Source organism: Pararobbsia alpina (assembly GCF_965118125.1).
Lineage (GTDB): Bacteria > Pseudomonadota > Gammaproteobacteria > Burkholderiales > Burkholderiaceae > Pararobbsia > Pararobbsia alpina_A.
Genome location: NZ_OZ221287.1, coordinates 2,108,154 through 2,126,992, shown reverse-complemented (window position 1 = coordinate 2,126,992; position 18,839 = coordinate 2,108,154). Strand labels below are relative to the sequence as shown.

The window sequence follows — 18,839 nt, the reverse complement described above, 5'->3', positions numbered from 1 at the left end:
CGCCGTTGGGAAGTAATGTAAACCCTAGGCTATCGGCTAAAAAGGGTGATAAGCGGAATAGATAGTTCGAGGATTCGTAACAATGAAGGCACGCTTGCTGCATCGCAAAACCCTGCTCCCGACAGGGCGGGTCAGCGTACATCCCTGATATACCGTGTGTTTCGAGTAGAAAGCCGAACGAAATTTAAATAGTGAAGTTTTTTCTTTCGTCAGCGCGGTATTTCAGTCCGCAGCACAAATTCGAAAAGCGTGCAGAAGTCTGGCTGTCGAGCGACATCCAAATCCACTTTTGGATCATGTTGGACGGCCGGAATATGCAAATTGCACAACGCAACTTGGCACTTCAAGGCCCGTCGAGCAGGCCATCGCTTGCGGAAAGAGGCACGCAAAGCCCGAAGCGGAACGTTATCTCTCCGCGGCCGCATATAGCACCGCGGATCCGCTTTACGTGTTCGCCACGGCCCGTAGCGTACGGATAACGAGGCAGAAACGGTCGCCGCCAGCGAACCGCCGCCAGCGAACCGCCGCCAGCGAACCGTCCGTACGCTCAGAGTTTGAGCGTCGACAGCAGAATGCTCGTCTCGGTTGCGCCAATTCCGTCGATCAGCCGGATTCGCGTCAGGACCTGGTCGAACGCCTCGAGATTGTCGGCGCGAACCTCAGCGACGATATCCCATCGGCCATTGGTGGTGTGCAGCGACTGAACGCACGGCTCGCCGCGCAGGGCCGCCAGCACGTGCCCTGCCCGGTTTCCCTCCACGGCAATGCTCATCCAGCCGCGCACGCGCTGTTCTTCGGCCTCGGGCTTGAGCCGGACCGTATACCCGACGATCACTCCGTCGGCCTCCATCCGGTCGAGCCGGTTCTGCACCGTGCCGCGCGACACATGCAGCACTTTCGCCAGATGCGCCACCGGCAACCGGGCGTTGTCGCGCAGCAGGCCCACGAGCTTGCGATCCGTGTCATCGAGCGAATGCAGTGCTTCGGCCATGGCCGTCTCCGGTAATCCTTCCCGCTCAGGGTATCGGATGTCGAGATGACTGGCAAATCGGCATTCATTGCAGACAATCTGCCATATCCGTCTAACATATTGCGCAGTCTGCTGGCTATGTGTTGAACGGGCAAACCGGCACAATGAATCCAGGCGTTGAACGGCCCTGGCTGCGGCCCGGGTCCGTCGATCTCCGGCGCGGCTGCCGGTCCGATGGCCACCGAAACGCAAACGGGACCGCAACGCGATCGCCATGCGTCCGGAATTCAACGCCGCTTTCCGGATTTGCACCGTTTCACAGGGAGACAATCATCATGACCCGCTATCTCGACGTCACCGACCTGTTCAGGTTGATCGACGCGGTCGGCGTGCCACGGATGTTGCAGGACATCGCCAGCGAAATCGAAGCCGATTTCCTGCGCTGGGCATCGTTCGACAAGACCGCGCGCGTTGCCGCGCACTCACGCGACGGCGTCATCGAATTGATGCCGGTCGCCGACACGCGCCGTTTCGGCTTCAAGTTCGTCAACGGCCACCCGAACAACACGCGCGCAGGCCTGCCTACCGTGATGGCATTCGGCGCCCTGGCCGACGTTGCGACAGGCTACCCGCTGCTGCTCAGCGAATTTACGCTGGCGACGGCAATGCGCACCGCGGCGACGTCGGTCGTCGCAGCGCGTCGTCTGGCACGCCGCAATGCACGCACGATGGCGCTGATCGGCAACGGTGCGCAATCCGAATTCCAGGCGCTCGCCTTTCACACGATGCTCGGCATCGACGAGATTCGCGCTTTCGACGTCGACGAAGCTGCGACGGAAAAGCTCGTGCGCAACCTGGCTGCCTGGCCAGGCCTGAAGATCGTCCGCACCCGTTCGGTGGCCGAGGCCATGCGCGGCGCCGACATCGTGACCACGGCAACGGCCGACAAACGTCTCGCGACGATCGTCGACGCATCGCTGGTCGAACCGGGCATGCACTTCAATGCCATTGGCGGGGACTGCCCGGGCAAGACGGAGCTCGATCCGAAGATCCTCGAGTGCGCACATGTCGTGGTCGAATATGAGCCGCAGTCGCGTATCGAAGGCGAGATCCAGCAGATGGCCGATACGTTTGCGGTCACGGAGTTGTCGCGCGTGCTCGACGGGTCGCAACCCGGGCGCGTGTCGCCCGACGATGTCACCGTGTTCGATTCGGTCGGCTTTGCGCTCGAAGACTTTTCGACGTTGCGCTATTTGCACGCAACGGCCATGCGGCTCGGGATCGGTCAGGACATCGGCCTTGTCGCCGAGGCACCGGACCCCAAGAACCTGTTCGGCTTCCTGCTCGACAATCGGCCCGCGGGTACAGCGGGTCCGGCCCGCCAGCCCCTGCCCGGCAGTGCCGCGACAGCGTATTCCGGATCGTCGGACGATCCCGTGTCGGTTCGGGCGGCATAACCTGCACAGACATATTCCGGCTTGGAGGTGCGCATGCGTGCGCGCCCTCACCCCGTAATTCAATACCGGCAGTCTGTGAAAGCGGCCGGGCATCAATGCCCGGATCATCTCCGAACACACCGGGCGTCCTGCCGTCCGGCGCTTCCGGAGATCGCTATGTATCGTTTGTCGAGAGGCGATTCACCGCCTCCGCTATCCCGCACGCATCGTCAGACGCCAGGCTGTCCCGTTACCGAAGGCCATCGTAGCGATGCGTCGGTCTGGACAACCCGGACGAGCGGTCCTGCCATCATTCGAATACGTAATAACGGCGCGTACAGTTGGCCACGTACCGTACTGTATGAACCGCGGCTTCCGTATCGCGAGTGCCCGCCCTATGTCGGTCCGCGGGGCGCCACGCCTCCCCCACCGTACGAAGGCACGACCTGGTCCGCGGATCATTCGGTGACCCCGGACGAAAGGGACGGCCTCGATGAGCTGGCGCCGGGCTGTCGAGCCGCGGCGTCTGCGTCTGCGTCTGCGCCTGCTGACGCCTGCGCCTCCGACTCGGATGGCTCGATGCAATTCTCGACTCAGTCTCTGCGGGGCTCGTTGCGCCCGGGCCAGATGGCCTCCTTGTACGCGAGCTACGGCGTTACGCCCGATATCGGCACACGCACGCCCGTCGAAGTCTTCGACGTCGCGCGCCGCACAACCCGTGAGTTCCAGATGTTCTACCGGCCCGAGTTCGAGCACGCTCTCGCCGGCCACCCGGAACTCAACGACGTCTTCACTGAAGAGACGCTCGAGAGCGCGTTCCTTCGGCAATTCACCCGACTCGAGCGAGAAGGCGCGCGCGGGACGCGCATGCGAACGATACGCGACGGGTTGTCTCTCGCAACCAGCGCCATTTTGCTCACCGGCGTCGCCGTGCAGGTTTCCCAAGACGCCCGCGAAACAGGCCTCTGGAATCTCGAGGCCTACCATCACGCGAACATGCCCTTTGGTGATCTTCATGCATCGTGGGCCATGACCGGCGTTGAAATCACCAAGGCCGCCATCACTTCGGCGCTGACCTATTTCACACTGCCGTCGCACCATGTCGTCGACGAATGGCTGAAGCGGTATGAACTCACCATGGCCGCGTTGATCGCGGCATTGCACGATATCGATCCGCCCATCGCCGCCGTGCTCGAGGAGGCGGGCCGTCTCACACGCGCCGGAACTGCCAGTCATGTTGCAAGCGAAGCGGGCCGACAGCTCTCGTCGCTCTTTACCGTCGTCAACTACGTGCTCGCACCGGCGCGCATCGCCTTGTTTGCGTCGGACCGGATCGGGAGCCTCGAACTCCACACGCCGATCGAATGGCGCGAGCCGTTGATGGGGCTGTTGCGCGTCGTCGCGAGTGTGTCCGACCTGTTGCGCGCAGTCTTGAGCCAGATAGGCACGCATGGGCGGCAGTCGCACTTCGGCGCCCGGATGCAGGCGTTATGCGCGCAAGCGGCGATGCTCGATGCGATGGTGGAAAGCGAACCGGCCTTTCCGCGCGCCGCGGCGCGGTTCCGGAGGGCCTTCCGTCTGGTCGGTGCAGTATGCGACAGATCGAGCAACGGAGTCCTCGGGCAGTTCGCGCAAAACGCTGCGTTACGTGAACTGCTTCGCGACATTCTCGTCCCCGCGCAGGGGTCGATCAAACCCGACCCGCTCGGCCCGCAGGCATTGCGATGGTTCGATGTGAGTGTCGCCCCTCGCATGAACGCGCGAGATTCAGATCGTCTGGAGTCGGGTCGTCCGTACAGGCTATTCACGGACACGCCTGAGGATCATTGGGGCCTGGGGCCCGGCGGAGCCCTCCGCGCAATGACGCTGATCCGGACCGTGTATCGGATCACGCTGACGCTTCAGGCACTCGGCTCGCGAATCGTGAGCGCCGTGAACTGCGCGGCACGTCACACGCATCGCTTTCAGCCATCCGCGTCGGCGCCAGGCGCCTCGACGGACGACGCCTATGTGAGAACGGACGCCGTGTGAACCGAGGGTCGACCTACGGCGCGCCGGCCCTCGGGTACGCGTAGCTTTTGATGCACCTGTCGTTGACACGCCTACCTTCGACACGCCTACGTTCGACACGCTGCCCCCCGGACACGCTTAGCCTCAGGCAGGCCTATCCTTCAGCAGCCTCAGGCAAATCGCGGTCGTCGCGCGGCGTGCTCATGCCGAGCGCGCTCATCAGGCGATACAGGGTCACGCGTGAGATACCCAGTTCACGGGCCGCGTCGACGAGACGTCCGGGATGCCGCTCGAGCGCGAGCTCGATCGCCTCGCGTTCAGCGCGCTCGCGCGCCTCGGCCAGCGTCTTGAGTTCCGTGCCCTGACTCTGGCCGAGTTCGAGGTCGGCGGCCGTGACAAGGCGGCCATCGGTCATCACGATGGCCCGACGCACGCGGTTGATCAGCTCACGCACATTGCCCGGCCATTCGTAGTTGTAGAGCGCGCGCACGCCATCGTCCGAGAAGCCGCGCAGCGTGCGCGATGCATCGCTCTTGTAGCGCTCGAGCACATGACGCGCGAGCACCTCGATATCCTTGCCCCGCGCCCGCAACGGCGGATTGTCGATACGCAACACGCACAGCCGGTGGAACAGGTCGGAGCGAAACCGGCCCTCGCCCATCAGCACCTGAAGGTCGAAGTGGGTGGCCGAAATCACGCGCACGTCGACAGGAATCGGATCGAAGCCACCCAGGCGATCGATCGTGCCTTCCTGCAAGAACCGCAACAGGCTCGCCTGCGCTTCGAGCGGCAAATCGCCGATCTCGTCGAGAAACAACGTCCCTGTATGAGCGGCCTCGATCCGTCCGATCTTGCGCTGGTTCGCCCCGGTAAAGGCGCCGCGCTCGTAGCCGAACAACTCCGACAGCAGCAATTGCGGAGAAATGGCGCCGCAGTTGATCGCGACAAAAGGCGCACGGCGGCGCGCCGAATGCTCGTGAATCGCCTGGGCGCAGAGTTCCTTGCCGGTCCCCGACTCACCATGGATATAGACCGGTGCGTCGGTCGCCGACACCTTCCGGATCGCGCGGAACAAGCGCAGCATGGCCTCGGATGCGCCGACCATCTCGCCGAGCGGGCCTTGGGCCGCCGCAGCTTCGCTCGGGCCGACCGTCAGCGCGGCCATGCCGTAAGCATGTCCGAGTGCATTGACGATCTTCTCGTCGGGGCACGGCAAGGTGACGTAGTCGAAGCAGTAGTCGCGAATCAGGCGGCGAATCGCGGGGTCGGCCATCTGATCGACCGTCGCCGCCGCCACCCAGCCCACTTTCGACGCGGTCAGGCACCGTTCGAGCGACGCGAGTTCGTGCTTGTCGAACTGGCTGCTCAGGTCGAGCAAACCCGCCGACGCGGCATTGCGCGACGCTTCACGTTCGGCTTCGCGCGACGAACCGACGACCCGGATACTCCAGCCGCGATCGGCCAGCAGATCGCGCAACGTCTGGTCCAGCGTTCGCGTCAGGTAGATCAGGTTCCGCGGGCTAGCATCCATCGCCTGGCTCCGGCTTCACGCACGAGCAAATAATCCAGGTATCACCCCGGTTGTTATCGGTAATACACACCTTAGTTTGGCAACTACGAATAAGGACCCCCGGCTCTCTCAATCGGCCGCATAACTGGATAACGGTGGCGGCGAGCACAATATTGAGCCGTTTCATCGTCTCGCTCCATGCGGAAACGCACGCGAATCGAGCGTTCGCGGACTTTCGCCGCGCAAGTCAGTGCGGCAGTAATCCCAGGAGCCCGAGTTGCCGGGCCACGCCGTATGCAGCACCCAAAAACACGAGCCAGGCGGCATAGCGCCCGTAACGGACCGCGCGCGGCACATCCCAGCCACGTCGGCGTGCGACGTTCGCATAGCTCGACAGTGACGCCGCAACGACGCCCGCGAGGGCCAAAACAAAAAGCATCGATTGAATCTCAAACAGATGGCGGCCTATGGATCGGTCGCGTGATGGCGCCGCCGTCGATGAATCACTTGCGGGAATAACGACCGGACACGCGGACCGGGACACGCAAATCATCGTGCGCAAACGTCGCAGCATTGTCCATGCGATTCGCCAAGCTCGCAAAAGAATATCTCGAATGAAGCCTTTAGCGATGGCGATTGACAACAGTTCAGGCTGAAATCGCGTGAGCCCGCCTCACGGCCCGTTACCACGCCCTCAGGGTTTGCCCCAACCCGCTCGCGCTGGACCTCGTCTGGGCCATCGGCAACAATGTGCGCTAGTTGACGTTAACGTCAAGTAACGACCAGGAGACACCCATGCTTGCGCCCCTCGGCCTGTCGGCCAACCCGGATCTGGACGCGCTGCGCGAATCGATCGCGACGTTTGCGCAGGCCGAAATCGCCCCGCGAGCTGCGGAAATCGACCGTACCGACCAGTTCCCGATGGACCTCTGGCGTAAATTCGGCGACCTCGGCGTGCTCGGCATGACCGTGAGCGAGGAATACGGCGGCACCGGACTCGGCTACCTCGCCCATATGATCGCGATGGAAGAGATCTCGCGCGCGTCCGCCTCGGTCGGTTTGTCGTATGGCGCGCACTCAAACCTCTGCGTGAACCAGATCCATCGCAACGGCACTCCCGAGCAAAAGCAACGCTATTTGCCCAAGCTCGTCAGTGGCGAACACGTCGGCGCGCTCGCCATGAGCGAGCCCAACGCCGGTTCGGACGTCGTCAGCATGAAGCTGCGCGCCGAACGGCACGGTGACCACTATCGCCTCAACGGCACGAAGATGTGGATCACGAACGGGCCAGATTGCGACACCCTCGTGGTCTATGCAAAGACCGATCCCGATGCGGGCGCACGCGGCATCACGGCCTTTATCGTCGAAAAAGGGATGAAGGGCTTTTCCGTCGCGCAAAAGCTCGACAAGCTCGGCATGCGCGGTTCACACACGGGCGAGCTCGTGTTCCAGGACGTCGAAGTGCCGGTGGAAAACATCCTTGGCCAGCTGCACGGCGGCGTCAAAGTGCTGATGAGCGGCCTCGACTACGAGCGCGCCGTACTGGCCGGCGGCCCGGTCGGCATCATGGTTGCCGTGATGGACGCTGTGATCCCCTACATCCACGACCGCCATCAGTTCGGCCAGCCGATCGGTGAATTTCAATTGATCCAGGGCAAGGTCGCCGATCTCTATACGACGTTCCAGGCGTGCCGCGCCTATCTTTATGCGGTCGGCCAGCGGCTCGACAGCCTCGGCGAGGGCCATCTGCGCGACCTGCGCAAGGACTGCGCGGGCGTGATTCTCTACACCGCCGAAAAGGCCACGTGGATGGCCGGCGAAGCGATCCAGATTCTCGGCGGCAACGGCTATATCAACGACTACCCCGTCGGACGCCTGTGGCGTGATGCCAAGCTCTATGAGATCGGCGCGGGCACGAGCGAGATCCGCCGCATGCTGATCGGCCGCGAACTGTTCAACGAAACGGCCTGAGGCCTGAAGCGATGCCCGTCCTCGAAAGCAAGCTGAACCCGCGCGGCGAAGACTTTGCCGCGAACACCGACGCAATGCGCGCGCTGGTCGACGACCTGCGTGTGCAGACTCAACAGGTTTCGCAGGGCGGCGGCCACGCGGCGCGGGAGAAGCATCTCGCGCGCGGCAAGATGCTGCCGCGCGATCGCGTCGCGCATCTGCTCGATCCGGGCACACCGTTTCTGGAACTGTCGCCGCTCGCCGCCCATGGCATGTACCACGGCGACGCACCCGGCGCGGGCATCATCACCGGCATCGGACGCATCGCGGGCATCGAATGCGTGATCGTCTGCAACGATGCGACCGTCAAGGGCGGTACGTACTACCCCGTCACCGTGAAGAAGCACCTGCGTGCGCAGGAAATCGCAGCCGAAAACCAGTTGCCCTGCGTGTACCTGGTCGACTCGGGGGGCGCGAACCTGCCGAATCAGGACGAAGTGTTTCCGGATCGCGAACATTTCGGGCGCATCTTCTATAACCAGGCTAACCTGTCGGCTCAGGGCATCGCGCAGATCGCGGTCGTCATGGGTTCGTGCACGGCCGGTGGCGCGTATGTTCCGGCGATGAGCGACGAATCGATCATCGTGCGTGAACAGGGCACGATCTTTCTGGGCGGTCCGCCGCTCGTCAAAGCTGCGACGGGTGAAGTCGTGAGCGCCGAAGATCTCGGTGGCGGCGATGTGCATACACGCCTGTCGGGTGTCGTGGATCATCTGGCCGACAACGATGCGCACGCGCTCTCGATTGCGCGCACGATCGTGGCCAATCTCAACGCTCGCATGCGTGCGCACCGTGCCGCAGATGTCCGGGACGGCGGCGACGGGATCGACCTCCACGTTCGCGCCGGCGCCGGCGAAGCGCGCAATATTCACGCCACTCACGCCACGCGACCCGCGCTGCCCCCGCGTTACGACCTCGAATCGATCTACGGCGTGATTCCCACCGACACGCGCAAACCGTTCGATATCCGCGAAATCATTGCGCGTATCGTCGACGACTCCGAATTCGATGAATTCAAGGCGCGCTTCGGCACGACGCTCGTCACCGGATTCGCGAAGATCTGGGGCATGCGCGTCGGCATCATTGCCAACAACGGCATCCTCTTCTCGGAGTCGGCGCAGAAAGGCACGCATTTCATCGAGCTCTGCTGCCAGCGCAAGATCCCGCTTGTGTTCCTGCAGAACATCACGGGGTTCATGGTGGGCCGCAAGTACGAGAATGAAGGCATCGCACGCCATGGCGCCAAGATGGTCACGGCAGTGGCCACGGCGCAAGTACCCAAGCTCACGGTCATCATCGGCGGTTCGTTCGGCGCGGGCAACTACGGTATGTGCGGCCGCGCGTATTCGCCGCGCTTTCTCTGGATGTGGCCCAACGCGCGCATCTCAGTCATGGGCGGTGAACAGGCCGCGTCGGTGCTTGCCACCGTCAAGCGCGACGGCATCGAGGCGAAAGGCGGCGCGTGGAGCGCGCAAGACGAAGACACCTTCAAGCAACCGATCCGCGAGCAGTACGAACGCCAGGGGCATCCGTACTACGCCACGGCCAGACTCTGGGACGACGGCATCATCGATCCCGCGCAAACGCGCGACGTGCTGGGGCTCGGATTGTCGGCGGCGCTCAATGCGCCGATCGCCGACACGAAGTTCGGCGTGTTCCGGATGTGATGGCGCCTGCCCCTGAAACCCACTTACGAACCGACACCATGTTCAAGAAGATCCTGATCGCGAATCGCGGCGAAATCGCCTGCCGCGTCGCGGCGACATGCCGGCGGCTGGGTATCGCGACTGTCGCGGTGTATTCGGATGCCGACGCGAATGCAAAGCACGTCGCGGCCTGTGACGAAGCCGTTCATATCGGCCCCGCGCCGGCGGCTCAAAGTTATCTCGTCGCCTCACGCATTCTCGATGCTGCCCGCGCGACGGGTGCCGAAGCGATCCATCCGGGATACGGTTTTCTCTCGGAGAACGAGGCGTTTGCGCAGGCTTGTGCCGATGCGGGCCTCGTCTTTATCGGTCCGCCTGCAAGTGCGATCGCCGCGATGGGATCGAAGGCCGCGGCCAAGGCCATGATGGCCGACGCCGGCGTGCCGCTGGTGCCCGGCTATCACGGTGAAGACCAGGACCCCGGCCACTTGCGCCGCGAAGCCGACGCGATCGGTTATCCGGTGTTGCTCAAGGCAAGCGCCGGCGGCGGTGGCAAAGGGATGCGCGTGGTCGAGCGAAGCGAGGACTTCGTCGACGCCCTCGCCTCATGCCAGCGTGAGGCACGCGCGAGCTTCGGTGACGATCGCGTGCTGATCGAGAAGTACCTGACGCGCCCCCGCCACGTCGAGATCCAGGTGTTCGCCGACACGCTCGGCGGCGCAGTCTATCTGTACGAACGCGACTGCTCGGTTCAGCGGCGCCATCAGAAAGTGCTCGAAGAAGCACCGGCGCCCGGGCTCGGCGAAACACGCCGCCGCGCCATGGGCGAAGCCGCGGTCGCGGCAGCACGCGCAGTCGGCTACGTCGGCGCGGGCACGGTCGAATTCATCATGGCCGATGGCGCGTTCTACTTCATGGAAATGAACACGCGCCTGCAGGTCGAGCATCCGGTCACTGAAATGATCACCGGCCTCGATCTCGTCGAATGGCAGATCCGGGTCGCCTCAGGCGCCGCGCTGCCGTTGAGCCAGGACGCGTTGCGCTTGCACGGTCACGCGATCGAAGCGCGCATCTACGCTGAAAATCCCGCGCGCGGCTTCCTGCCGTCGACGGGCCGGCTCTCGCATCTGCGCACACCGCGTGCGATCGAGTTTGCCGTCGATGCTTCGGACTCGACCGTGCGTATCGACAGCGGCGTGCGTGAGGGGGATGAAATCAGCCCGTTCTACGACCCGATGATTGCCAAGCTCATCGTGCACGGTCCGGACCGCAATGCCGCGTTGCGAGCGATGCAGGCCGCGTTGCGCGAATACGAGGTGATCGGCCTCTCGACGAACCTGAGCTTTCTGCAACGGCTCGTCGCGAGCGCGCCCTTCTCGAGCGCGGACCTCGATACCGGCCTGATCGAGCGCCATCACGACGCGCTCTTTCCTGCAGCGCCCGATGCGCCTGCGATCGCCCTCGCCGCCGCGCTGGCCGCCTTGCTCGATCGCGACACGCGCGGTCATACCGAGGCGACGCCGTGGACCCGTCTCGGGGGCTGGATGCTCAACGCGCCGTATCGCCGCGCGTTCGCCCTTGCATCGCTGGGCGAAGGGGATGCCGCGCCAAAACCACTGAGCTTGATCTATATCAAGGACCGCGGCGCGCAATCCGTTGAAATAGACGGCGCCGCGCATGCATTCAGCTTCGCACGCGCGGACGAACCGCATACGTTTCGCGTCACGTGCGGCGATCGGCAACGCGAGGTGCGTGCCGTGATCGTCGCGCAGGTCGTCTACGTCTTCAGCGGCGGCGAAGCATGGCGCTTCGAATGGCAGGATCCGCTCGCGCATACGAGCGACGCTGAACACGGTGATGGCCGCCTGACCGCGCCCATGCCCGGTAAAGTGGTCGCGATTCATGTTGCGCAAGGCGACGCCGTCACCAAGGGCAAGCCCTTGCTCGTGATCGAAGCCATGAAGATGGAACATACGATCGTCGCCCCGTCCGACGGGATCGTCGATGCGGTGTTGTTCGGCGTCGGCGATCAGGTCACTGACGGCGCGCAATTGCTTCATCTCGCTACGCCCGCCACCGCTGACTAGACTTCCGGCTCTGCTGTATCGCACGGCACGACACTGCACTGACGCGAAACGCATCCTTCTTCGGCACATTTACCGGGGCTGCCCACGGGTTCCCGAGTGGAATACTCGGAAACCCTTCAGCCCTGAAAGGATGCGGTCGATAAACGAGACAGGATTGAATTCATTTCGACGTCAGAACGATTGCATCGGACACCCGCCGCCTGTCCGGTCGCCGTGCAGCAAAGGAAGTCATGCGAAACAACCAGCCCGTCACGCAGCACGAATATGTGCTCGACGATGCCGACATGCTCGTGTCGGCCACCGATCTCCAGGGCAATATTGCTTACTGCAACCCCGCGTTCATTCGGGCCTCGGGGTATGAGAAGGATGAACTCGTCGGACAGCCGCACAACATCATCCGTCACCCCGATATGCCGCGCGAGGCGTTCGCCGATCTGTGGCAGAGCGTTCGCGCAGGACATCAATGGGGTGCGCTCGTCAAGAATCGTCGCAAGAACGGCGACTACTACTGGGTGCGCGCGAGCGTCACGCCGGTGCTCGAACAAGGACGCACCGTCGGGTACCTGAGCGTACGCGTGAAGCCCTCGCGCGACGAGATACGCGAAGCCGATGCACTCTATAACGCGGTGCGTGAAGGCCGCTTCAGCGGCCGCAAGCTCGCGCGTGGACGCGTTGTGCGCACAGGCTGGCGCGCTGTCTTCGAGCAATGGTCCCGGCTCGCGCTTGCGCGACGCGTTGCGCTGACCAATCTGGTCGGTGCGCCCGTCGCAACGCTTGCGATCGGCTGCATCGTCGACCATGGCGTTCCGGGCCTCGCCTACTGGATCGCGACAACCGTCACCGCCGTGTTCGGCGCGGTCACAGCGAATCGCCTCGCAAAACACCTGGGCCGGCCGCTCGAGGAGATCACGCAGTTTGCGATGCGTCTCGCCGCGGGCGACCTGCGCGCCGATCTCGCCACCGACCGGCAGGACGATCTTGGCGATCTGCAACGCTCGTTGCAACAGTTGAAGTCGAACCTCAGCGCAATCGTGTTCGACGTCCGCTCGCAGATCACGGGCGTATCCGACGCCGCGAGTGAAATCGGCAGCGGCAATGCCGACCTGTCGCGACGTACCGAGATGCAGGCGGCCTCGCTCGAGCAAACCGCCGCGACAATGGATGAGCTGACCTCGACCGTGCAGGCCAACGCCGATTCGGCCACGCGCGCGCTGAACCTGTCGCAGGAAGCACAAAAGGCCGCGACCGAAGGCGATCAGATGGTGGCGCGAGTCGAACAGACGATGGCCGGCATTGCGACCGCATCCAGGCGCATTGGCGACATCACGAGCCTGATCGACAGCATCGCGTTTCAGACCAATATCCTCGCGTTGAACGCGGCCGTCGAAGCCGCGCGAGCGGGCGAAGCAGGACGCTCATTCGCCGTGGTGGCCACGGAGGTCCGCAATCTTGCGCAAAGCAGTGCGAAGGCCGCACAGGAGATCAAGTCGGTCATCGACGCGAGCACGGCTGAAGTTGAAAAAGGCTCGCTGCTCGTGTCGCAGACCGCGGCCCAGGTCCGTGCGATCGACGAAGCCGTGCAACGCGTCGCGGCGATCATCGTGGAGGTCGCCGACGCCAGCAGTGAACAGGCCGACGGTATCCGCCAGGTCACGCAGGTGGTCGCGCAACTCGACAGTGCGACGCAGCAAAACGCGGCACTCGTGGAGCAATCTGCGTCGACCGCGCAGAACCTCGGCTTGCAGGCGGGCGTGCTCAGCGACGCGGTACGTCTGTTCTCGCTGGAACACGCATAGCCTCGCCCTACGCGCTCGCCTCGTCGAGTTCGGCCATATCTTCCGCGCTCAGCGTGAGCTGTGTCGCCGCGACGAGCGCGCCGAGCTGTTCGAGCGACGTCGCGCTCGCGATCGGCGCCGTCACGCTGGGCCGTGCGATGAGCCACGCCAGTGCCACGGTGGCGGGCGTGGTCGAATGCCTGGACGATACGGCGTCGAGTGCAGCGAGGATGCGCTTGCCGCGCTTGTTCAGGTAGCTCTCGACCGCACCGCCTCGCTTGCTCTTCGACAGATCGTCGAGCGAGCGGTATTTTCCGCTCAGAAATCCGCGCGCCAGCGAGAAATAGGTCACCACGCCAATGCCGAACTCCGACGCGACAGGCTCCGATTCGCGCTCGTATTCGACACGTTCATAGAGGTTGTATTCGGGCTGGATCACCTGATATTCCGGCAGCCCGTGCGCGCGGCTGATTTCGCGCGCTTCGCGAAGCCGCGCGCCGCTGTAGTTCGACGCGCCGATCACGCGGATCTTGCCGGCGTCGATCAGTGTCTGATACGCCGACAAGGTTTCCTCGAGCGGCGCCGATTCGGCGAAATCGCGGTGCGAAAAATAGACGTCGATATGGTCGGTCTGCAGACGACGCAAAGAATCGTCGGCCGCCTTCAGGATGTTGTCTCGCGTCAGGCCGGGGCGCGTCGCAAGCGATCCGACCTTGGTCGCGAGCACGACCTTGTCGCGCTTGCCGGAACGCTTGAACCATTTGCCGATGAGGGTTTCCGACTCGCCACCCTGATTGCCGGGCACCCATGCGGAATAGACGTCGGCCGTGTCGATGAAGTTGATACCCGCGTCGGCCAGCGCATCGAGCAAGGAAAACGACGTCGCTTCGTCAGCGGTCCATCCGAACACGTTGCCGCCGAACATCAGCGGCGACACCTTGATCCCGGTTGTTCCCAGTTCGCGCGATTGCATCGGTTCACCCCGTTGTCGAGAATCATTGCAGTCTCAACGACTTCGAGGACAGATGCAACCCCTGCACTGCGCATGCCAGCGCCGACGAAGCTCGCAAGCTGCAGACACCAGCGCCAGACGCAAGCCTCAGACGCGAGCAGCAAGCACAAGTAGCAGACTACTGCGCTACCGGGATCCACGATGCACGTGCCGCATCGCTCTTGCCGAATGCCGGGAGTTTTGCCGAGAGATCGTCGATCGTCTTCACGTCCAGGCGATTCAGGTCCGCACGTGTCACAAGCGCCGGCTTGATCTCGATCGTATGACCCGGATCCTGACCGGCCACGGACAACGCAACCGCGCGCACGGACACCGCACCGACCACCGCCGGGTTCGTGGCGCTTGTCGCGACCCATGGACTATCGGGCTCGCGAATTTCAGCGATATCGGCCGTCGAAATATCCGCGCTATAAATCTTCAGTTTCTTGTTGATCCCCAGATCGTTCGCGGCGAGCTTGGTGCCTCGCGCAAACTCGTCATACGGTGCGAACACAACGGTAATGTCCGGGTTGGCGCGCAATGCCGCGTTGGCCTGCGCGGCCACCGATGTCGGAATCGGCGCGTCGACCGTGCCCCAGCGCGCCTTTTCAACGATGCCCGGATGCGCCTTTCGGGTGTCGCTCCAGACCTGATCGCGCCGATCGAGCGGCGCAAAGCCCGCGACATAGACGTAACCCGCCTTGAACGCCGCGCCGTTGTCCTTGATGGCCTGATCGAGGGCTGTCTTCGCCAGTTCGTGGTCGCTCTGCTCGATCTGCGGAATCTTCGGGTTGTCGAGGTTCACGTCGAACGCCACGACCTTGATCCCTGCATCGAGTGCCTTTTGCACGACATCTTTCAGCGACTCGGGCAGACCGTGATTGACGATGATCCCTTTGACGCCGAGGTTGATCGCCTGCTGAATCTGTTCCTGCTGAAGCGCGGCATCTTCCTTGCCCGGGAAGACCTTGAGGTCGATGCCCAAGGCCTTCGCCTGCTTCTGCGCACCGCTGTCGTAAGCCTGGAAGAAGTCGCCGGTCGACAGATAATTGACGAGCGCGATCTTGACGCCGCCCTTGTCGAACGGCGCCGGTGCGCCAGGAATGCCGCTTGCATACGCAGGGGTCAGCCACGCCGGCGATGCGAGCGCCGACACAACGAGTGCGGACGTCGCACCGATCGTCACGGCCTTGCGACGTAGTCTCGCCGAAGTGAAGCTGGAAAGTGTGCGCTCGAGTGTCATGGCTCTCTCTTCTTGTCGTTGGATATCAGGCGTTCCCGGTTCCTGTGCCTGCCTGCATGCAGCAGGTGATGACAAGTTAACCATGCACGCCGCGCGCCTCCCACCAATCGATTTTCCTTAGCAATGGCGCGATTTTCTCGATTGCAAATCGCGGTTCGCATGGAAAGCAAATGGCAAAACGGGGTTTTGGATATGATGAGAGCCGGTCGTTCAAGCCTCGTTTCGAAATCCTGAACGCCCGACATTCCAACTATTGAAATTCCCGGCGCCCGGCGATCGATCGCACGAGGCGTGGTTCGACATACAGCGCATGTTCAAGCGCGCCCTCACCCCAGGAGACAATCGTGGCCCGCTATTCCGAATCCGAACACGATGCGTTCGCGCGAGATTTCGAGCGCGACGGACTTGTCGTATTGCGCCAGCATCTGCCGCGCGACGTGCTGAACACGTGGGCACACGCCTTCGCGCCGTTGCTGGCCGACCGGATCGCAAGGCAGGCGACGGCCGTGCGCGGGGATAACCGGCACTACATCACGCTGCCGTTTCTGGGTGTGTTCGCCGATGAGCGGATCTTTTGCGACGACGACATTCTGGCGATCGTTGAACGCGTGGCCGGCGAGGACCCGGTGATGTGTCAGCTGGCGACCGATACGCCGCTCAAGGGTTCGACGTATCAGGACGTGCATCGCGACACGCCTGCCCTGTTCGACAATGAGCCGGAGACGCCGTCGTTCCAGCTCGCCGTCAATTTCGCACTCTGCGACGTAACGGTCGAGAACGGTGCATTTGAAACCACCTTCGGCACGCACCGGATGGACAAGGACGAAGGCATGCGCGCGTACGAGAGCGGCGAGAAGCCGCTACGCGCAATTCCGATGCAGTTGGGGGACGTGATGATTCGCGACGTGCGCGGTTTGCACCGCGGCACGCCGAACCAGACCGACGCGCCACGCCCGATGGTGGTCATCGGGTACAGCCGCCGCTGGTACTACCGGCCCGAGGTCAAGGTGGACGTGCCGCGCGATGTGTACACGGGCCTCAGCACCCGCGCGAAGCGATTGCTGCGTTATATGCCTCAGATCGACGATGTGGGCACACTCGCCGATTCCGAGGACTATCTGAAGTTCGCGTATTGAAGCTGAACGGCGAGCCGGATCAGTGACGTTGATAAGTGACGTCGATAAGTGACCTTGATCAGCCGCGCGGATCGATGACGCTGATCCATGGCGTTGATCAGTGACGCTGATCCGCGAGCGGGATCAGACGCGCTCGATCACGCACGCAATCCCCTGCCCGACGCCAATACACATCGTGCACAGCGCAAAGCGGCCGCCGGTGCGCTGCAACTGGTACGCCGCAGTCGTCACCAGGCGTGCGCCCGACATGCCGAGCGGGTGACCCAGCGCAATGGCGCCGCCGTTCGGGTTCACGCGAGGATCATCGTCGGCCACGCCGAGTTGACGCAGCACGGCGAGGCCCTGCGATGCAAACGCTTCGTTGAGTTCGATCACATCGAACTGATCGATTGTCATGCCCAGACGCGCCATCAGCTTCTGCGCCGCCGGCGCAGGTCCGATCCCCATGATGCGCGGCTCGACGCCCGCGGTCGCAACGCCGACGATGCGTGCACGCGGTGTGAGGCCAAACTGCCGTGCCGCCGCTTCGCTCGCGATCAGCAGTGCGGCTGCACCGTCGTTGACGCCCGACGAATTGCCCGCGGTCACCGTGCCATCCGGCTTCACGACGCCCTTGAGCTTCGCGAGCGCTTCGAGGCTGGTTTCACGCGGGTGCTCGTCGCGATCGACAACGATCGGATCGCCCTTCTTCTGCGGCACCGTCACCGGCACGATTTCCTGCGCAAGCGTGCCGTCCTTTTGCGCGCGCGCCGCATTGAGCTGGCTGCGCAGGCCCATCTTGTCCTGGTCTTCGCGCGAGATCTGGAACTGCTGCGCGACGTTCTCGCCCGTCTCCGGCATCGCGTCGACACCGTAGAGCTGCTTCATCAGCGGGTTCACGAAACGCCAGCCGATCGTCGTGTCATACACCGCCGACTGACGCGAAAACGCGGACGTGGCCTTCGGCATCACAAACGGCGCGCGACTCATGCTTTCGACACCGCCCGCAATCATCAACGTCGTTTCATCGGCGCGAATCGCACGGGCTGCAATGCCCACGGCATCCATGCCCGAGCCGCACAAGCGGTTCACCGTGCTGCCGGGCACCGACACTGGCAGACCCGCGAGCAATAGCGACATGCGCGCGACGTTGCGGTTGTCTTCGCCGGCCTGGTTCGCACAGCCGTAAATCACATCGTCGATCGCTGCGGGATCGAGATTCTTGTTGCGTTCGAGCAGCGCACGCAGCGGCACCGCGCCGAGATCGTCGGCTCGCACGGAAGACAGGGACCCGGCATAGCGGCCGATCGGCGTGCGAATTGCGTCACAAATAAAGGCTTCAGTCATGATGGATGGAGATCAACGAGGAATCGATTCAGGCGGCGTCCTTCGCGGTCGCGTCGATCGGCTCGAACCGCATCGGCACGCCGGTGAGCTTGACCAGCTCGTCGAACGACAAGTCCGTAAAGATCTCGCGGACCACAAGGCCTTCGGGCGTCACATCGATGACGGCCAGGTCCGTATAAATGCGGCCGACACAGCCGATGCCGGTCAACGGATACGAACACTCGGCCACCACCTTGCTCTCGCCGCCCTTGGTCAAGTGTTCCATCATCACGAACACTTGCTTGGCACCGATGGCCAGATCCATCGCACCGCCGACAGCAGGGATCGCGTCGGGTGCACCTGTGTGCCAGTTCGCGAGATCGCCCTTGGCCGACACCTGGAATGCGCCGAGCACGCAGTAGTCGAGATGACCGCCGCGCATCATGGCGAACGAGTCGGCGTGATGGAAAAACGCACCGCCGGTCAGCAGCGTCACATGCTGCTTGCCTGCGTTGATCAGTTCATCGTCCTCTTCACCGGGCGCGGGTGCCGGGCCCATGCCGAGCAGACCGTTCTCGCTATGCAGGAAGATTTCGCGGTCCGCGGACAGATGGTTGGCGACCAGCGTCGGCACACCAATGCCGAGGTTCACATACGCGCCTTCGGGAATGTCTTGCGCGACACGGCGCGCCATTTCATCACGAGTCAGTTTTTTCATCG

At 63.3% G+C, this 18,839-nt stretch carries 14 protein-coding genes; 7 read left to right on the top strand and 7 right to left on the bottom strand.

The window, feature by feature from the left end; translation table 11 throughout:
- Positions 1–547: 547 nt before the first annotated feature.
- Positions 548–991, bottom strand: a complete 444-nt coding sequence (locus tag ACMFWR_RS09320) for an Lrp/AsnC family transcriptional regulator (protein WP_413194708.1) — start codon at positions 989–991, stop codon at positions 548–550.
- A 314-nt stretch (positions 992–1,305) separates the two neighbouring features.
- On the opposite strand from ACMFWR_RS09320, the gene ACMFWR_RS09315 reads away from it, so the two are divergent.
- Both ACMFWR_RS09315 and ACMFWR_RS09310 read left to right on the top strand, forming a co-directional pair.
- Positions 1,306–2,427 (top strand): ornithine cyclodeaminase, encoded by a 1,122-nt coding sequence (locus ACMFWR_RS09315; RefSeq protein WP_413194707.1) that lies wholly within the window; start codon positions 1,306–1,308, stop codon positions 2,425–2,427.
- A 558-nt stretch (positions 2,428–2,985) separates the two neighbouring features.
- A complete protein-coding gene (locus ACMFWR_RS09310; RefSeq protein ID WP_413194706.1) occupies positions 2,986–4,437 on the top strand; it encodes a hypothetical protein in 1,452 nt (483 codons plus the stop codon).
- A 133-nt stretch (positions 4,438–4,570) separates the two neighbouring features.
- Here ACMFWR_RS09310 and ACMFWR_RS09305 read toward each other — a convergent pair whose 3' ends face one another.
- A complete protein-coding gene (locus ACMFWR_RS09305) occupies positions 4,571–5,947 on the bottom strand; it encodes a sigma 54-interacting transcriptional regulator (protein ID WP_413194705.1) in 1,377 nt (458 codons plus the stop codon).
- 226 nt (positions 5,948–6,173) lie between these two features.
- The gene (locus ACMFWR_RS09300) at positions 6,174–6,365 is read right to left on the bottom strand and encodes a hypothetical protein (RefSeq protein WP_413194704.1); all 192 of its coding nucleotides are present in this window, start codon (positions 6,363–6,365) and stop codon (positions 6,174–6,176) included.
- 356 nt (positions 6,366–6,721) lie between these two features.
- Here ACMFWR_RS09300 and ACMFWR_RS09295 point away from each other — a divergent pair, with 356 nt between their 5' ends.
- From ACMFWR_RS09295 to ACMFWR_RS09280, 4 genes are all read left to right on the top strand, one after another.
- Entirely contained in the window at positions 6,722–7,897 is a 1,176-nt protein-coding gene (locus ACMFWR_RS09295) for an isovaleryl-CoA dehydrogenase (RefSeq protein WP_413194703.1), read from the top strand.
- 11 nt (positions 7,898–7,908) lie between these two features.
- Complete coding sequence (locus ACMFWR_RS09290; protein WP_413194702.1) at positions 7,909–9,603, top strand: carboxyl transferase domain-containing protein; 1,695 nt, start codon at positions 7,909–7,911, stop codon at positions 9,601–9,603.
- Positions 9,604–9,641: 38 nt separating this feature from the next.
- The gene (locus ACMFWR_RS09285; RefSeq protein WP_413194701.1) at positions 9,642–11,669 is read left to right on the top strand and encodes an acetyl/propionyl/methylcrotonyl-CoA carboxylase subunit alpha; all 2,028 of its coding nucleotides are present in this window, start codon (positions 9,642–9,644) and stop codon (positions 11,667–11,669) included.
- 230 nt (positions 11,670–11,899) lie between these two features.
- The gene (locus ACMFWR_RS09280; protein WP_413194700.1) at positions 11,900–13,465 is read left to right on the top strand and encodes a methyl-accepting chemotaxis protein; all 1,566 of its coding nucleotides are present in this window, start codon (positions 11,900–11,902) and stop codon (positions 13,463–13,465) included.
- Positions 13,466–13,472: 7 nt separating this feature from the next.
- Here ACMFWR_RS09280 and ACMFWR_RS09275 read toward each other — a convergent pair whose 3' ends face one another.
- Complete coding sequence (locus ACMFWR_RS09275) at positions 13,473–14,417, bottom strand: aldo/keto reductase (protein ID WP_413194699.1); 945 nt, start codon at positions 14,415–14,417, stop codon at positions 13,473–13,475.
- A 157-nt stretch (positions 14,418–14,574) separates the two neighbouring features.
- On the bottom strand, positions 14,575–15,678 hold the full coding sequence (locus ACMFWR_RS09270) for a substrate-binding domain-containing protein (RefSeq protein ID WP_413194698.1): 1,104 nt from the start codon (positions 15,676–15,678) through the stop codon (positions 14,575–14,577).
- A gap of 344 nt (positions 15,679–16,022) precedes the next feature.
- Between ACMFWR_RS09270 and ACMFWR_RS09265 the strand changes: the two genes are divergently transcribed.
- Positions 16,023–16,814 carry a phytanoyl-CoA dioxygenase family protein gene (locus ACMFWR_RS09265; RefSeq protein ID WP_413194697.1) on the top strand — a complete coding sequence of 264 codons (792 nt, stop codon included), beginning with the start codon at positions 16,023–16,025 and terminating at the stop codon, positions 16,812–16,814.
- A gap of 123 nt (positions 16,815–16,937) precedes the next feature.
- On the opposite strand, the gene pcaF is transcribed toward ACMFWR_RS09265, so the two are convergent.
- Together pcaF and ACMFWR_RS09255 are read right to left on the bottom strand one after the other, a co-directional pair.
- Complete coding sequence (gene pcaF, locus ACMFWR_RS09260) at positions 16,938–18,140, bottom strand: 3-oxoadipyl-CoA thiolase (RefSeq protein ID WP_413194696.1); 1,203 nt, start codon at positions 18,138–18,140, stop codon at positions 16,938–16,940.
- Positions 18,141–18,168: 28 nt separating this feature from the next.
- Positions 18,169–18,837: a 3-oxoacid CoA-transferase subunit B gene (locus ACMFWR_RS09255; RefSeq protein WP_413194695.1), complete on the bottom strand. Its 669-nt coding sequence runs from the start codon at positions 18,835–18,837 to the stop codon at positions 18,169–18,171.
- Positions 18,838–18,839 lie beyond the last annotated feature (2 nt).

What these genes read in the sequence shown, in the direction of transcription:
- ACMFWR_RS09320 (WP_413194708.1), bottom strand. Translation starts at nt 991, where the DNA reads ATGGCCGAAGCACTGCATTCGCTCGATGACACGGATCGCAAGCTCGTG.
- ACMFWR_RS09315 (WP_413194707.1), top strand. Translation starts at nt 1,306, where the DNA reads ATGACCCGCTATCTCGACGTCACCGACCTGTTCAGGTTGATCGACGCG.
- ACMFWR_RS09310 (WP_413194706.1), top strand. Translation starts at nt 2,986, where the DNA reads ATGCAATTCTCGACTCAGTCTCTGCGGGGCTCGTTGCGCCCGGGCCAG.
- ACMFWR_RS09305 (WP_413194705.1), bottom strand. Translation starts at nt 5,947, where the DNA reads ATGGATGCTAGCCCGCGGAACCTGATCTACCTGACGCGAACGCTGGAC.
- ACMFWR_RS09300 (WP_413194704.1), bottom strand. Translation starts at nt 6,365, where the DNA reads ATGCTTTTTGTTTTGGCCCTCGCGGGCGTCGTTGCGGCGTCACTGTCG.
- ACMFWR_RS09295 (WP_413194703.1), top strand. Translation starts at nt 6,722, where the DNA reads ATGCTTGCGCCCCTCGGCCTGTCGGCCAACCCGGATCTGGACGCGCTG.
- ACMFWR_RS09290 (WP_413194702.1), top strand. Translation starts at nt 7,909, where the DNA reads ATGCCCGTCCTCGAAAGCAAGCTGAACCCGCGCGGCGAAGACTTTGCC.
- ACMFWR_RS09285 (WP_413194701.1), top strand. Translation starts at nt 9,642, where the DNA reads ATGTTCAAGAAGATCCTGATCGCGAATCGCGGCGAAATCGCCTGCCGC.
- ACMFWR_RS09280 (WP_413194700.1), top strand. Translation starts at nt 11,900, where the DNA reads ATGCGAAACAACCAGCCCGTCACGCAGCACGAATATGTGCTCGACGAT.
- ACMFWR_RS09275 (WP_413194699.1), bottom strand. Translation starts at nt 14,417, where the DNA reads ATGCAATCGCGCGAACTGGGAACAACCGGGATCAAGGTGTCGCCGCTG.
- ACMFWR_RS09270 (WP_413194698.1), bottom strand. Translation starts at nt 15,678, where the DNA reads ATGACACTCGAGCGCACACTTTCCAGCTTCACTTCGGCGAGACTACGT.
- pcaF (WP_413194696.1), bottom strand. Translation starts at nt 18,140, where the DNA reads ATGACTGAAGCCTTTATTTGTGACGCAATTCGCACGCCGATCGGCCGC.
- ACMFWR_RS09255 (WP_413194695.1), bottom strand. Translation starts at nt 18,837, where the DNA reads ATGAAAAAACTGACTCGTGATGAAATGGCGCGCCGTGTCGCGCAAGAC.